We start from the raw sequence: 15,270 nt of genomic DNA on the forward strand, positions 1-15,270 counted from the left end.
AAATATTCTTTTTGCGATCCACCATAGCAGCAAACATTTCATTAAATAAGCTTTTTTAACACAAAACAGTGAAATTGGTAAGCCATAGTTCCGTTTTTTTATTGCAAATTTGTTTAATCACTTTATATTAATCATTAAAATAAAGACTTATGCAAAAGAAAACTTATACAGGGCAACCTGTAGTGACTTTAAATAACGGAGTTGATATTCCTGCTCTAGGCTTTGGAGTATGGCAGATGGATGATCTGAAAGAATGTGAAAATGCTGTGATAAAAGCTATTCAGACAGGATACAGAATGATTGATACAGCTGCTATTTATCAAAATGAGACTGCGGTGGGAGATGCAGTGAAAAACAGTGGTATAGACAGAGATAAGCTGTTTATCACTTCTAAAGTCTGGGTTCAGGATCATGGGTATGAAAAAGCAAAAAGTGCATTTCAGAGAACGCTGAGCAGGTTGCAGATGGATTATCTGGATATGTACCTCATCCACTGGCCATATGGTGATTTCTTGGGAACATGGAAGGCTTTGGAAGAGCTATATCAGGAAGGAAAAATTAAAGCGATCGGAGTTTGTAATTTTACTGTTGAAAAGCTTGAAGAACTCAAAGCAAACTCAACGATACTTCCGGTAATTAACCAGATTGAGCTGCATCCGGTTTTCCAACAAAAAGAATTACAGGTTTATGACAGAGAAAATAATATTGTAACACAGCCCTGGAGCCCGCTTGGAAACGGAAATGCCAACCTTTTAAACAATGCTGACCTGAAAGCAGTTGCTGAAAAATATGGAAAAACAGTAGCCCAGGTCATTCTGAGATGGCATCTGCAGGAAGGTTTTGTTGTGATTCCAAAGTCTGTAACACCATCAAGGATTGAAGAAAACTTTAATGTATTTGATTTTCAACTGACAGAAGATGAAATGAATATTGTTCGTTCTTTAGATACAGGAAAAAGACTGTTCTTTGATCCGAAAGATCCTGAGTGGGAACAAAAAATGCTTAAATCTGTAGCGGATATTTAGTTTATTTAAAATTATATCTCCCGCAGATTCCATAGATAACGCAGGTTTTCTGACCTGTCAAATTCGTGGAATCTGTGGGATTTCTGTTTTTTACAGACTGAGGAATATCATATCCTATTGAAATTGAGGCATTCTTATTTTTTGTACCTTTTTAATTAAAATACTTTCTTATGTTTTGGCCGGATACAATCAGTAAAAGATTAGGAGTACAATATCCTGTAATTCAGGCTCCAATGTTTGGAGTGAGTACTGTACAGATGGTTGCCGCAGCAGCACGTGCGGGCTGTCTGGGTTCTTTGGCATTGGCTGATCTTTCAGCAGACGAATCCATTAAACTGATTAGAGAGACAAAAAACCTAACGGATAAGCCTTTTGCAGCCAATATCTTTGTTCATCATATTCCTGCAATAACAGATGATTTAAAAGATAAATTTTTCAAGACCAGACAGTTTTTAGAACAGCTGGCAAAAGATAATGACATTCCAATAAGCCTTCCTGACCTGGAAGATCTTAAGGTGAGGTCTTATCATGACCTGGTAGATACAGTTATAGAAGAAAACTGTGAAATTGTGAGCTTTACTTTCGGAAACCTGGATGATCACAGTATTCAGAAACTAAAAGGGAATGGGATAACCTTAATTGGTACCTGTACTTCTGTAAATGAAGCCCAGATTCTGGAAAAATCAGGAATTGATATGATCTGTGTGCAGGGAACAGAGGCGGGGGGACACAGAGGAACTTTTGATCCGGATCATATTCTACAGATCGGAGGTTTATCATTATTATCGCAGATTTATGATCATGTGAAGATTCCATTGATCTATGCGGGTGGAATTTATAATGGTAAAACCCTGCAGGCGGCAAAAGATTTGGGAGCACAGGGATTCCAGGTAGGAAATCTTCTGTTGGCTTCTCAGGAAAGTGCTTTGCAGCCTTTTGAAAAAGAAAGACTCAAAAAGGTAAGAGAAGATGAGATTATGTTGACGAAAAGCTTTTCAGGAAGATATGCCAGAGGGGTTAAGAATAAATTTATTGAAGCTGTTGAAAATTCTGAATATATTTTACCCTATCCTTATCAGAATAAACTGACAAACGCTTTACGTAAAGCAGCAAAATCTAAACAGAATGCGGATTTTGTAGGGATTTGGGTTGGGCAGTCTATCCACGATTACAGTGAGCTTTCTACCGAGAAAATCCTGAGAAATCTCATATTTCAAACACAAGGGAAGTAAATAAAATTGTAGTATCTTCGGCTCTTACATGCAATTTTAAACTTTAATCATGAAAAAATTATTTCTGCTTATTACAGCACTTTCAGCAATTATATCATGTAGTAACGATGATGATAGCCCTAAAAAAGATGAGGCCGCTTTAATTATTGGAACTTGGAATCAGTATAAAGGAGATTTTTATACTACCTATGATAATAAAACACAAACGCTTTATCCCAATGGCTGTGAATCTCAAAATACTGTTGAGTATAATGAAACTGAAGTAAACGTTGTGAATTATGAGAGCAAAGATGGTACATGTGTTCCGGCTATACATAAAAACGGAAAATATACTTATGATGAAAAAACTAAACAGCTGACACACGGTAAGGTATATATTGTAACTAAAATAACTCCTACTGAGATGGTAACGGAAGATCATAATACTGATTGGGACGGAGACGGTAAGAAAGATGTGACCACAAGATATTTCAGAAAAGTAAAATAAAATAAAAATTCCTTTCATATTTTTGAAAGGAATTTTGTTTATATAAGATCTTAAAAAAAGAATATTACAATTGTTTTCTTAATTTATTTCGTTAAATCCAGTCCGCCAAAATTTCCAGAGCTCATCATCAGATAAACTCCATTTGTTTTATCCAGTGTGTTCCAGTAAGTATGAAGATCTTCAGCATTGGTAAACACCTTTAGATTTTCATTTTTGAACTTTTCTTTAATAAATTCCGGAGAAATAGGCTCCATTCTTTTAATTTTTAATGCATCTTCAGAATAGAAAACAACCGCTTCATCCAATCCGTCCATAGCATGGTCATACTGCTCTAAAAAGGCAGGATTTAAGCTGGAATAGGTGTGAAGTTCAAGGAAGCCATATTTCTTTTCGTTTTTAAACTGTTCTATAAAAGCTTTTACAGCAGCTTTTACCTTACTGGGTGCATGGGCAAAATCCTTATATAATGTTCCCTTATCTTCTCTTTCTACCTTTTCAAGACGTTTGGAAGCTCCTTTAAAGCTCATGATTGCTTCATAGAAATCTTCATCCATAATTCCAAGCTGCTGGCAGATGTGTCTTGCGCCTTCCATATTCAGCAGGTTGTGTGCCCCGAAAACAGAAAGCGGAACATCTCCCATTCCCGTTTTTAAATACACTTTTCCGTTGCTGATCTCATATTCCGGAGTTTTATAAGGGATTTTTCTGAAATAATTCTCAGCGTGTTCCACTACTTTCACCACTTCCGGATCTTCTTCATTGTATACTAGAACACCACCAGGAGTAATGCTGGCTACAAATTTCCTGAACTGCTCAATGTAATCATCAAATGTCTTGAAAACATTGATATGATCCCATGCAATACCACTCATTAAAGCGATATTCGGCTGATATAATAAAAACTTGGAGCGCAGATCAATAGGAGAGGAAAGGTATTCGTCACCTTCAAGTACCATAAAATCATTGTCCCGGGTAAGCTTTACCATACAGTCGAAACCTTCCAGCTGAGCGCCTACCATAAAATCCACATCTTTCTGATGGAAATTCAGAACATGCAGGATCATAGAAGTAATGGTTGTTTTTCCGTGTGACCCGGCGATAACCACTCTTGTTTTATTTTTAGACTGTTCGTATAAAAATTCCGGATATGAATATATTTTTAACCCTAATTCTTTTGCCTTTGCCAGCTCAGGGTTATCCTGGTGGGCATGCATTCCAAGAATTACAGCATCAATATCCGGTGTTATTTTTTCCGGGAACCAACCCATTTCCTGAGGTAATATTCCCTTTTTCTCCAACCTGGATTTTGATGGTTCAAAAATAGCATCATCTGAACCGGTAACCTGATATCCTTTATCTTTTAATGCAATGGCAAGATTGTGCATGGCGCTTCCGCCAATAGCAATGAAGTGGGTTTTCAATTGTATTTACTGTTTTTTAACATTATTATTAATGATCTGCTGGAAAGCCTCAAGGATGTTATTCCAGTTTGTCTGATAATTGGGAATAATCATACTGGCATCTGATTTACTGCCTTCGTTAGGTCCTTTCTTAATATTGATGGACGTAGAAATATTATCGTATAATTTTTTACGGTCTTCCTGTATTCTTCTGAAGTTATTCTGGGAAAGAACCTGATCCAGTTTCTTCAGATCTTCGTTTGAAATTTTAAAATCCTGTTTGTATTTTTTCCCCTGCCCTTCAAAAGAGTAATGCACGTTATTCCCTTTGATAAGCAGATTTTCATATACAGGAGCATAGCCGCCACTCTTCGAATAGCTGATATCGAAATCTGAGTATACTTTTTGGCTGTTGCATGAAACTAATACTATGATTGCGAATAAAAATCCGATTATTCTGTTCATAATTTTTAATTTACTTTAATTATTTGAGTCCTTTTGTTCTAATTTTTTAGCTTTAAGTTCTTCATCATAATTGTGTAATACATTGAAGTCTTCTGTCTGCTCAATGGCAGTCATGATCTTCAATAAGATTTCCGGTGCTTTTTCATTATCATAATCAATATCCAGCGGAGCCTTGAATTCCATGGTAGGCTTTACACCGGTTACCTTTACACGGAGTCCTTTTTTATCAAATGCCCTTCTGAACCCGTTAATTTTGATTGGGATCACAATAGGGCGCTGGTTTTTTACCAGTTTGGCCGTACCTCTTCGTCCCTGGGCAAAGGCAGATGTTGTTCCTTGAGGGAAGGTGGCCACCCAGCCGTTGTCCAGTGCCTTCATGATATTATCTACTTCGCTCATGTCTACCATCCTGTTGACATTTTTTCCTTCTGATCTCCAGGTTCTTTTTACGGTTACAGCCCCTGCAATCTTGAAGATTTTAGGAAGGATACCTTTATTCATGGTTTCCTCTGCTGCTACATAATAAAAATCAATCTTTGGATTCAGCAGGTAGATCGGATTTTTAATCGTATTTAAATATCCATTATTTACGGCACAGAAAGCATGATACATTGCAGCTACATCTGCAAAATAAGTTTGGTGGTTAGACACAAACAGTACATTGGAATCCGGAAGATCCACAAGGTGTTCTGTTCCGGTTATTTTTAACTTATTAAAGCCGTTGAACCTTCTATAGGATACAATTCCTAAAATAAAAATAACAAACCTTTTTAAAAAATAAGGTGTTCCGAATGCATCTGTGAAAATATTTTTCTTCGCCATTTTTCAATTAAACACGGTAATGCAAAGTTACATTTTTTTCAGCAACTGGCTGAATTCACTTAATATCATTGCTGTAGCACCCCAGATAATATATCCGTTGAAATTGATAACAGGAACTTCATTTCCGCCAGCACTTGGAAGAGCCATAATCTCAGGAGTATCTGATAGATTTAAAAAAGAAGTGATCGGAAACTCGATAGTTTCCACAGCTTCAGTCTGCTGAAGAACGAAGAGCGGATTCTTTTTAGTATACGAAATATAAGGATATACGTAAAAATTACTGGGTGGAATATAAATGGGAGACATTTCCCGGATAATTCTCACATAATGTTTATCAATCCCAATTTCTTCGGAAGTTTCACGAACGGCAGTCTCCGCAAAATCCTGATCCATTTCTTCACGTTTTCCGCCAGGCAAAGAGATCTGCCCGCTGTGCCTGTCATGTTCATTGATCGTTCTTTGGATCAAAGGAAAATACCATTCATTATTTTTCAGATACAATACAATATTCACCGCTGCAAACTTGGGATTTTTTGCAAGCACCTCATCATATGTAAAAACGGGACGATAGGGAGGAGAGAATACTCCATGGGCTGGTTCGCCGGGAAGTTCCACACTTTTTATTTTCCTTAATAAATCTTTTCCAAAATTTTCCATAGCTCAAATTTAACAATATATTCCTGAAGAAATAAGTGCCTTAACATTAATTAACCAATGGTGGATTGTTGTTTACAATAAAAGATTGACGCACAATGCGGATTTACCATTCACCCTTAACACTCCAACGCTGTATTGCTACGTAACTGAAATCCGTGATTCTGTAAATACCAAAAACAGTGAGTTTAGGAACCAAAAATGATGACTTTTATAATTTACACTCTGATGGTGGTTTCTCACTAGTTTGTAGCGTATACCTTTGTTATACTATTAACCAATTAATTTTTACTAAGATGAAAAATTTACTTACAGGTGTGTTTACACTAATCACCATGAGCTTCGGTTTCGCTCAGTCTAATATTGATGTGACTACCCAAATTGGAAACCTGAACGTAGCTACTGTAGACCAGACAGGTCTTTTGAACATGAATTCTTTAACACAGAATGGGAACCGTAATACTGCGGATATTGATCAGGTAGGTATCATCAACATGAATACAGCAGTGAGTAATGGAAACAGAAACTCAATAGATGTAGATCAGATAGGTATCGGAAACTCTAATGATGTGAGCCAGACAGGTAATAGAAATACTGCTTCAACCTGGCAGCTTGGTCTTTTTAACTCAACTGACCAAACTCAACTTGGAAGAAGAAATAATGTTTCCTCAGTACAAGTAGGGGTGGTTAACGGTGTGTTCCAATATCAGGATGGAAGAAGAAATGATGCTTCAGCCATTCAGGTAGGCAGCGGAAATATGGCCTACCAGATCCAGACAGGTAGAAGAAACGAAGCCGACGGTCTTCAGATAGGAGCTAACAATATACTTGCCCAATATCAGGCTGGTAATGATAACAGTGCTAATCATACTCAATTAGGTAGTGGCAATATAGCATTGGCAGCTCAGATTGGTGATGATAATACAGCTGTAGGATTGCAGGTAGGTAATGCCAACCAGTTGTATCAAGTTCAGTTAGGAGATTCCAATATGGCTATTGATCTTCAGACAGGTAACGGAAATTTCAGCTGGGTAACACAAACCGGTGATGCTCATTTCCATCTTGGAACTCAGATGGGTAACGGAAACTCTATGATTGTACATCAATCGAACTAAGCTTTTTTAACACTGTAATCTAAAGTTGAAAGGAGGAACTGCAGGTTGGGGTTTCTCCTTTTTTCTAAAGAACAGATGTTATCTGGAAATGATGATTCAAGATCAAAATTGTAAAGGGAATTTTTCCTAGTCTAGTTTTAATTTAAATATCAATGCCATGTTTAATTTGAGATGGAGTTTTTTAGCTCTTTGTGTGGTATTACCCTTACAAGCTCAGGAAATTGATTGGGATAAGGTCAACAGTAATACAATCTTAAACCTTATCAGCAAACAGGATATGGAAATGATTGCCGGTTACTCCAATATCATGCAGATGGGGGAGTATAACAATGCGGAGCTTTCTCTTAATAACAAAACCATTATTACTGTAAAGCAGCTTGGAGACTATAACGCTCTTTATTTTATCAATTCATTCGCAGATAAGGAAACCAAGGCTGCCATTATTACGCAAGGAAGTAATAATATTATTGATGTTTCGGGAAGCAACAGTATCTCAGACGGCATTCAGATTAATGTAAAAGGAGATAACAGAACTGTTTTCATGAGAAACTATTAAATCACAAATGATGAAATTTTTATCTGTCCTGAGTTTAAATGCTTTTTTTCTCTTCCTGTCTGTATTGGCTTATGGGCAGGAAGATAAAAAAGTAACTGCAAAAATCGAGAGTACTACCCTTGAAAACCAGATTAAGATAAAGGCTGTAGTAGTTAATAATACCGCCGTCTATAAAGAACTGAACTATCTTTTAATATCTATAAAAAAAGGAAACGGCGGAAATCTTTCCCATAATCAGCAAAGCAGTAAATTTTCTGTAAATCCTAATGAAGTAAAGATATTATCTGAACTAAGCGTAAATCTTGAGTCACAAGATGCTTTGAAGGCTTTCCTTTATATCCGAGATGAAGAGTCTGGAGTTTTGGTAGCAAAAGACAGCCTCGAGCTCAATGGAGATCTTTTTAAAAAGAAAAAGGCAAAGATAGAAGAGGATGCTGTTTATGAACTTAAGGGCCTTACCATTGATGAAACAAAAACTAAGGTCGGAAAAGATTTTTACGATATGTTTTATATCCAGTATAGCCAGCTTCCTGATAAAAGCAGCAGTGCTGTCACAATTTCTGAACTTCCTCTTCGCGGAACAAGTGGCCAGATCAATATTCAGATGGAAGATAAGATCATCTACAGTTTTATGACCAATCCGGGAGAAGATTATTTAAAGGAACAATTAGCTTACAGTTTAAAATATATCAGGGAATTTACAGCAAAGAAAAACCTCATAAAAAATGAATTTATCTATTAAAAACGTCCGCTATGAAAACTTTTGTTATTATTTTGATTTTTATTGCGGGTATTTTCCAAGGGAAATCTCAGCAACTTGTTTATAAGCCGGTTAATCCAGCATTCGGAGGAGATACTTTTAATTATCAGTGGCTGCTAAGCTCAGCTAACGCGCAGAATCAGTTTGATGAAAAAAAAGATTATAATAACCTGCTAGACCGTATGAATTCTCTTGACAGTTTCACTCAGAGCCTAAACAGGCAAATCCTCAGTGAACTTTCAAGAAAACTGTTTGAAGACCAGTTTGGTGATGGAAATATACAACCGGGGAACTATCTGTTCGGATCACTTTATCTTCAGATCACCAACACCAATCAGGGACTTTTAATTAATATTCTGGATACCGGTACAGGCGATCAGTCCGAGATCGTAATTCCAAAATAGTAAAAGAACTTAAAACCAAACTTATCATGAGAACTTACACTTACACCAGAATCTTTTTCTGTAGTTTTCTGCTATGCGTCTTGCAGGCCTGTAGTTCAATATTCGGTTTACCTTCAGATCCTGAAAAGCCAACGATGGGAGAAGTAACTGCTTCTACAGCAGAACTGAAGAAACTTCCTCTGCCTAAAGAAAAAATAGTAGTAGGAGTCTATAAATTCCGAGATCAGACCGGTCAGTATAAACCTTCCGAAAATGGCAATAACTGGAGTACTGCGGTACCACAGGGTACTACTACCATTCTTATTAAAGCTCTTGAAGACAGCCGTTGGTTTATTCCTATTGAAAGAGAAAATATAGCTAACCTGCTCAACGAAAGGCAGATCATCCGTTCCACACGTCAGGAATATATAAAAGATGCTGATAAAAACATTCAGTCGCTTCCTCCGCTTCTATATGCCGGAATTCTTCTGGAAGGGGGAGTTATTTCCTATGACAGCAATATCCTTACAGGCGGCCTTGGAGCCCGTTACTTTGGAATCGGAGCTTCCACCCAATACCGCCAGGATAGAATTACCATTTATCTTCGTGCTGTTTCCACGCTTAACGGAGAAATCCTTAAAACGGTCTATACTTCCAAAACCATTCTTTCAACCAGTGTAAATGGCAGCTTTTTCAGGTATATAGATACAGAAAGACTGTTGGAGGCCGAAGTAGGATTAACTCAAAATGAACCTGTTCAGTTAGCCGTAACCGAAGCTATTGAAAAAGCAGTAAAATCACTTATTGTAGAAGGGATTCAGGATAAAATATGGGGAAAGGCTATAGATGATACAACAGCTTATCAGCCCTTGATGAAAGAATACAGTAAAGAACAGGAAAATAATACCGGAAGAGCGATCGGAAACAGATATCCTGATTATTACAGGCAGAAATTTTCCGTATTTGCCAACGTGGAAGCCCAGAAGGTGAAAGATGACTACGTAAACCCTAAAATGAATATAGGCGGGAAATTGGGATTTAAATATTTTCTCACTCCTAACTTTAATGTAGAGGTAAATGGAAATTACTTTACCCTTGAAAATGAGAATATTGTAAAAATAAATTATTACGGCCCTGAGGTGAACCTGGAATATCTTCTTTTTCCGAAATACAGGTTCAGTCCATACATTTACGGAGGAGCAGGGGCATTCTACTCTAAATATAAAGCTCAATACAAAGCACAGGCTGGAGGCGGACTAGAATACATGATTGATCATAATTTTTCACTGAGAGCTTCTGCACAATATGATCTTGGTTTTAAAGATGATTGGGAAGGGCTCGTGAACGGAAAAAGGAAAGATCAGGCCTTACGATTCGCATTTGGAATCAACTTTTATCTTGGAAACAAATAAAAACACGAATTATGAAAACTTTAATTAAAATACTCAGCATATTCATTCTCTTTTTTTGTCTGTTTTCATGCAACGAAGACCTTGTAGAACAGGCTCAGACAGGAATATTAAAAGGAAAAGTAGTGAAAAGAGGCAGTAATGTGCCGCTTGCTAATGTAAAGATCTTCACAAACCCTACAACACAGACTGTTTTCAGCGGTACTGACGGTACTTTTGAGATTGCATCCATGCCGGTCGGTAATTATTCGGTAAAAGCAGAACTTTCGGGATATATTACCAGTTTTCAGTCTGTTAATATGCAGAATCAAAACCAGGTGGTAACAGTGGTCTTTGAAATGAATGATGATACCTCCCTGAATTCTCCACCTTCCACACCGCAGCTTTTAAGTCCGATAGATAATGCGGTTAATCAGCCATTAAGTGTTGAGCTTACCTGGAGCGCAACAGATCCGGATACAGCAGATGTTTTAAAATATTGTTTAACCATTAAAAATAATCTTGACACTAATGTGATTCAGGTTAATGATTTGAAAGTGAATCATTATACCCTTTCAAATCTGAAGTTTGGTGTAAGTTACTTCTGGCAGGTGTCTGTTTCGGACGGCATTCACCAGCCAGTTTTAAGCCAGACCGGTAAATTCACTACCAATACAGTTCCTGCCAACAGATATCATTATGTGAAAAAACTGAATGGTAACTTTGTGATCATATCCAGTGATGAACAGGGGAATAACTTTCAGTTCACAGATTCCTCTTACAACAGCTGGCGGCCACGGAAAAACAATAACGCGGGTCTCATTGCTTTTCTCCGAACTGAAGGTGGAAGCACCCATATCTACACCGCAAATCCAGACGGTTCCAATCCTTTTAAGGTAACCACAGTTCCTGTAGCAGGTTTTAATACTTACGAAATGGATTTTGCATGGAGTACCAATGGTAAGGAATTACTGTATTCAAATTTTAATAAATTATACAGGATCAATAAAGATGGAAGTGGGCTTTCCCTGGTATATACAACTCCGGATGGAAGCATGATTTCGGAATGCGACTGGAGCTATGACGGAAGTAAGATTGCAATAAAGACCAATGACTACAACGGATATAATACAAATATCTATATCATTGATATGATGGGGAATGTTCTTAAAACAGTGCTTTCCGGATCTTCCGGAGCCAGTGGAGGATTGAATTTTTCCGTAGACGGTCAGCTTCTTCTGTTTACCCGTGACATTTCCGGATATCAGGATGGCAGCGGAAACTATCGCAAGCTGGATTCTCATATCTTCATTTATAAATTATCAGATAATACAATAAATGATATTTCTTCTGAAAGTGAAAAGGCTATGGGTACCAATGACCTCGATCCACGATTTTCACCTAATAATGCCCAGGTAATCTTTATGAATACTTCCAATGATAATATTTCACAACGAAATGTAATGGTCATAGATCTGAATAGCAGCATGACAGATCTTTCACGAGCTACGCTTTTCACTAATGGCGAAATGCCGGATTATGAATAGCGGAGAAAAAAATTGATTAATACAGGAAAAGTCAATGGTGAATTTTGCTTCGCAAGTAATAGTGAAATTCACTATTGACTTTTAATATCATATTTCTTAATAATCACTTATACGCCAGATTTTTTATTAACAGAAATTTAAGATCAGGCAAAAAAAAATTCCAGACTGTAAGGTTTGGAATTTTTTAGGTTAACGATCCGTAGTAATCAATCAGTCTACAATATGATTTTCAATGGCATATTTTACGACCCCCGCTGTGTTTTTTACGTTGAGTTTCAAAAGAATTTTTTTTCGATGTGTTTCTACCGTATTGATACTTATAAAAAGTTTTTCTGAAATATCTTTGCTGCTATAGCCATCGCAGATTAGTTTTAGGATCTCTATTTCACGACGGGTAAGAGGATCTCTGATATGGAAATTTCGTTTCTCATGTTCATTACTGATGAAGTTGAGCATTCTTTCCTTGGCATGGTCACAAATATAGATTTCGTTCAATAGCAAAGCATTAATGGCTTTTAGGAATTCATCATATCTGCAGGTTTTGTCCAGGTAGCTTTTAATGCCTTTGTTGAAGAGTTTTCTGATGTCAGTCACATCATAACAGCTTCCTATAATAATAATTTTGATTTGCTGATGTTCTGTTAGGATGCTTTCCACAGATTTACATATCTCAGTAAGCATAAGAATATTAGAGCTCATAATAAGCATTTCCGGTGGCTCATCTCTTAATTGCTTGGAAAGGGTTTCTAAAGAATTGCAGAGATTTATACTGTTAAAGATTTTACTCTGCATCAATAATTTTGATAGCCCTTCAGTGTATAACAGGGGTTCATCGAAAATAGTTAATTTTGGTTTCATCATGGTAGTTTTCTTTATATAAAAATATGAAAAAAACTTAACATTATGAATAAAATTGATAAATAATTTGATTTTTATATGAATTTTTTCATAATAAAATAATATTTTTAATGATTATTTGTTAAATAAATCTCTTTTTGTTGAGTTTTTAGTGGAAAACTTAGAGTTATTGTTGTTTAACATCTAATAATAGTGGTGTTTCTGAATATTAATCTGAATTTATTTTTTTATTTAACTAACACAGTTGGGATATGTTTTACTTTGAAATTAACCGAGTTGGCAATAAAGCAAAATTCATTGGCTTTGTGGTGAAGCTCCTTTGCTTTTTCTACCATAGATGCGTTAGAAACAGTAACAGTAGGATTTAGTGTTATTTCTGTGAAACGGCCGCTTCCGGTGGCTGTTTCTTCCATAATTCCGGTGGCTTCATCAATATAATGCGTTACAATAATCCCTGCTTCGGAGCAAAAATGAAGATACCAAAGCATATGGCAGGAAGAAAGTGAAGACAGAAATAGATCTTCCGGATTGTGTTTTGTTTTATCTCCCCTGAAAGCCGGATCAGAAGAGCCTTCAATAACTGTTTTATTTTCTGCCGAAATAGTATGGCTTCTTTCGTAGTTCCTGTAACCGCTGGTTCCGGTTCCTTTATTTCCTGTCCATTCAATAGTGGTTTTGTAATGGTGATTTTTCATTATTAAAATTAAAAGATGTTATGATTATATTCAACTGAGGTGGGTTTTAGCCAGTCTTATAACAAAAAACAGATCCTATGGCTTTAGCCTAATCTAAAAGCATTCAATAGATATCTTTAATGTGGGTGCTAAGGTAACAAAAAAACCTCCGGCTTATACTGGAGGTTTTAAATTTTGTCTTAATTAGAGAATTCTATCAATTCTTCTTTTTTGGAATTGTAAATTCTGTATTCTAAATATTTAAAAGAATCCCTTGGAACAATGGTTACCCATTTTTTATACTTCATGAACCATTTCATCTGGATACTTTTAAGGAAGCCTTTCGTTAAGTAAGCTTCTACAAATGGGTGTACATGCAGGTAGATTTTTCCTTTTTCTTTCTGCAGGATGTTTCTCAGTGTTTCACCCATTCTTTCCACGATCACAATTGGAGCTACAATTTCTCCGTCTTTGTTCGGGTTTTCTTCTTTGGTTTCGATCTGCTTTTCCGGACGGTTTCTTTGTCTGGTAATCTGGATCAGACCGAATTTACTTGGAGGAAGTATTTTATGGCGGGCCTTGTCGCGCTTCATTTCCTCTTTAAGGTGTTCGTAGAGCTCTCTTCTGTGCTCTGAATTAGGCATGTCGATAAAATCGATTACAATGATGCCTCCCATATCGCGGAGGCGGAGCTGTCTGGCAATCTCAGTGGCTGCCATTTTGTTCACTTTAAGAGCGTGTTCTTTATTAACAGCAGTTCCGGTGGTAATATTGTTTCCGGAGTTAACGTCTACAACGTGAAGTGCTTCTGTATGCTCAATAACAAGATAAGCACCTTTGGAGCTTGGTATGTTTACATGTTTTCCGAAGCTCTGTTTAAGCTGTTTTTCAACATTATAATATTCCAGAAGTGGAATATGAGAATCATAAAACTGGACAATATTTTTCTTTTCAGGAGCAATTACTTCAACGTAATTGGTCATTTCATTCACCATTTGCTCATCATCACAGATGATATTGACGAAATCCTGATTAAAATTGTCTCTTAAAATAGCTGAAGCCTTGTCTTCTTCGCTTAAAACTTTAGACGGAACTTTATTTTTCTGGATATTTTTAAAAGTGCTTTCCCATTTCTGAATCAGCTGATTCATGTCATTATGAAGGTCGGCTACCTTTTTTCCTTCGGCTACGGTTCTTATAATTACTCCGAAACCTTCAGGCTTGATGCTGTCGATCAGAGTTCTTAATCTTTCCTTTTCCTCAGAACTTTTGATCTTTTTGGAAATGGAAACCTTATTGTCAAATGGAATTAAAACCAAAAAACGTCCTGTAAGTGAAACCTGGGTAGAAATTCTGGGACCTTTTGTAGAAATAGGCTCCTTGGTAATCTGTAAAAGAACAAGGTCGTCTTTTGCAATCACCTTATCTACTGTTCCGTTTTTATCTATTTCGGGCTGTATCTCGAAATTTTTTAAGCTTGAAGAGTTTTGTTTTTTAGAGATTGTATCTTTTAAAAACTTTCTGTATGTAAGATATTGTGGTCCCAGATCCTGATAATGCAGAAATGCATCCTTGTCATATCCTATATTTACGAATGCTGCATTAAGGTTGGGGGCCAGCTTTTTTACTCTTCCTATAAACAGATCTCCAACTATAAAATCGCTTTTGTCCTCTTGCTCATGAAGTTCACATAGTCTTCCGTCTTCCAGCAGTGCAATCTTTGTAAGATCATCTTCATGCGAAACTATTAGTTCTTTCTTCATTTTGTTATAAGATAAAAATTGTTAAGATTTTAGGAAATTGGTATTGTTCTAGATTAATTCATCTACTAAATATAAGGATTTAGAATGAAAACCATTATATTTTTGTTAAAATAATATTTGAAACCATCCGTTTTCCGCTGA

General features: G+C 36.5%; 16 protein-coding genes. 9 read left to right on the forward strand and 7 right to left on the reverse strand.

Going from position 1 to position 15,270, the window contains the following annotated elements:
* Positions 1-149: 149 nt before the first annotated feature.
* The 3 genes from EG339_RS10490 to EG339_RS10500 all read left to right on the forward strand — a co-directional run bounded on the left by EG339_RS10490 (position 150) and on the right by EG339_RS10500 (position 2,744).
* Positions 150-1,025 (forward strand): aldo/keto reductase, encoded by an 876-nt coding sequence (locus EG339_RS10490; RefSeq protein ID WP_123870144.1) that lies wholly within the window; start codon positions 150-152, stop codon positions 1,023-1,025.
* Positions 1,026-1,195: 170 nt separating this feature from the next.
* Entirely contained in the window at positions 1,196-2,257 is a 1,062-nt protein-coding gene (locus tag EG339_RS10495; protein WP_123870145.1) for an NAD(P)H-dependent flavin oxidoreductase, read from the forward strand.
* 49 nt (positions 2,258-2,306) lie between these two features.
* Positions 2,307-2,744, forward strand: a complete 438-nt coding sequence (locus tag EG339_RS10500) for a hypothetical protein (protein WP_123870146.1) — start codon at positions 2,307-2,309, stop codon at positions 2,742-2,744.
* Between the two features lie 83 nt (positions 2,745-2,827).
* On the opposite strand, the gene EG339_RS10505 is transcribed toward EG339_RS10500, so the two are convergent.
* From EG339_RS10505 to EG339_RS10520, 4 genes are read right to left on the reverse strand one after another with little or no spacing between them, the layout of a single operon-like run.
* A complete protein-coding gene (locus EG339_RS10505) occupies positions 2,828-4,165 on the reverse strand; it encodes a UDP-N-acetylmuramate--L-alanine ligase (protein ID WP_123870147.1) in 1,338 nt (445 codons plus the stop codon).
* A gap of 6 nt (positions 4,166-4,171) precedes the next feature.
* On the reverse strand, positions 4,172-4,609 hold the full coding sequence (locus EG339_RS10510) for a hypothetical protein (RefSeq protein WP_123870148.1): 438 nt from the start codon (positions 4,607-4,609) through the stop codon (positions 4,172-4,174).
* Positions 4,610-4,624: 15 nt separating this feature from the next.
* Positions 4,625-5,431, reverse strand: a complete 807-nt coding sequence (locus EG339_RS10515) for a lysophospholipid acyltransferase family protein (RefSeq protein WP_123870149.1) — start codon at positions 5,429-5,431, stop codon at positions 4,625-4,627.
* Positions 5,432-5,458: 27 nt separating this feature from the next.
* Positions 5,459-6,088 (reverse strand): NUDIX hydrolase, encoded by a 630-nt coding sequence (locus tag EG339_RS10520; RefSeq protein ID WP_123870150.1) that lies wholly within the window; start codon positions 6,086-6,088, stop codon positions 5,459-5,461.
* Between the two features lie 293 nt (positions 6,089-6,381).
* Here EG339_RS10520 and EG339_RS10525 point away from each other — a divergent pair, with 293 nt between their 5' ends.
* From EG339_RS10525 to EG339_RS10550, 6 genes are all read left to right on the forward strand, one after another.
* Complete coding sequence (locus tag EG339_RS10525; RefSeq protein ID WP_123870151.1) at positions 6,382-7,200, forward strand: hypothetical protein; 819 nt, start codon at positions 6,382-6,384, stop codon at positions 7,198-7,200.
* A 157-nt stretch (positions 7,201-7,357) separates the two neighbouring features.
* Positions 7,358-7,756 carry a hypothetical protein gene (locus EG339_RS10530; protein ID WP_123870152.1) on the forward strand — a complete coding sequence of 133 codons (399 nt, stop codon included), beginning with the start codon at positions 7,358-7,360 and terminating at the stop codon, positions 7,754-7,756.
* 7 nt (positions 7,757-7,763) lie between these two features.
* A complete protein-coding gene (locus EG339_RS10535) occupies positions 7,764-8,498 on the forward strand; it encodes a CsgE family curli-type amyloid fiber assembly protein (protein WP_123870153.1) in 735 nt (244 codons plus the stop codon).
* 11 nt (positions 8,499-8,509) lie between these two features.
* Positions 8,510-8,920 carry a curli production assembly/transport component CsgF gene (locus EG339_RS10540; RefSeq protein WP_123870154.1) on the forward strand — a complete coding sequence of 137 codons (411 nt, stop codon included), beginning with the start codon at positions 8,510-8,512 and terminating at the stop codon, positions 8,918-8,920.
* Between the two features lie 26 nt (positions 8,921-8,946).
* Entirely contained in the window at positions 8,947-10,311 is a 1,365-nt protein-coding gene (locus EG339_RS10545; RefSeq protein ID WP_123870155.1) for a CsgG/HfaB family protein, read from the forward strand.
* Positions 10,312-10,322: 11 nt separating this feature from the next.
* Complete coding sequence (locus EG339_RS10550; protein ID WP_123870156.1) at positions 10,323-11,834, forward strand: carboxypeptidase-like regulatory domain-containing protein; 1,512 nt, start codon at positions 10,323-10,325, stop codon at positions 11,832-11,834.
* Positions 11,835-12,044: 210 nt separating this feature from the next.
* Here the strand turns inward: EG339_RS10550 and EG339_RS10555 are convergent, their stop codons facing one another.
* The 3 genes from EG339_RS10555 to EG339_RS10565 form a co-directional block, all read right to left on the reverse strand.
* Positions 12,045-12,695 (reverse strand): response regulator transcription factor, encoded by a 651-nt coding sequence (locus EG339_RS10555; protein WP_225717568.1) that lies wholly within the window; start codon positions 12,693-12,695, stop codon positions 12,045-12,047.
* A gap of 224 nt (positions 12,696-12,919) precedes the next feature.
* Entirely contained in the window at positions 12,920-13,387 is a 468-nt protein-coding gene (locus tag EG339_RS10560) for an OsmC family protein (RefSeq protein WP_123870157.1), read from the reverse strand.
* 179 nt (positions 13,388-13,566) lie between these two features.
* Positions 13,567-15,129 (reverse strand): Rne/Rng family ribonuclease, encoded by a 1,563-nt coding sequence (locus EG339_RS10565; protein WP_123870158.1) that lies wholly within the window; start codon positions 15,127-15,129, stop codon positions 13,567-13,569.
* Between the last annotated feature and the right edge of the window lie 141 nt (positions 15,130-15,270).

This window comes from Chryseobacterium bernardetii (assembly GCF_003815975.1).
In the GTDB taxonomy this organism is placed as follows: Bacteria; Bacteroidota; Bacteroidia; order Flavobacteriales; family Weeksellaceae; genus Chryseobacterium; species Chryseobacterium bernardetii.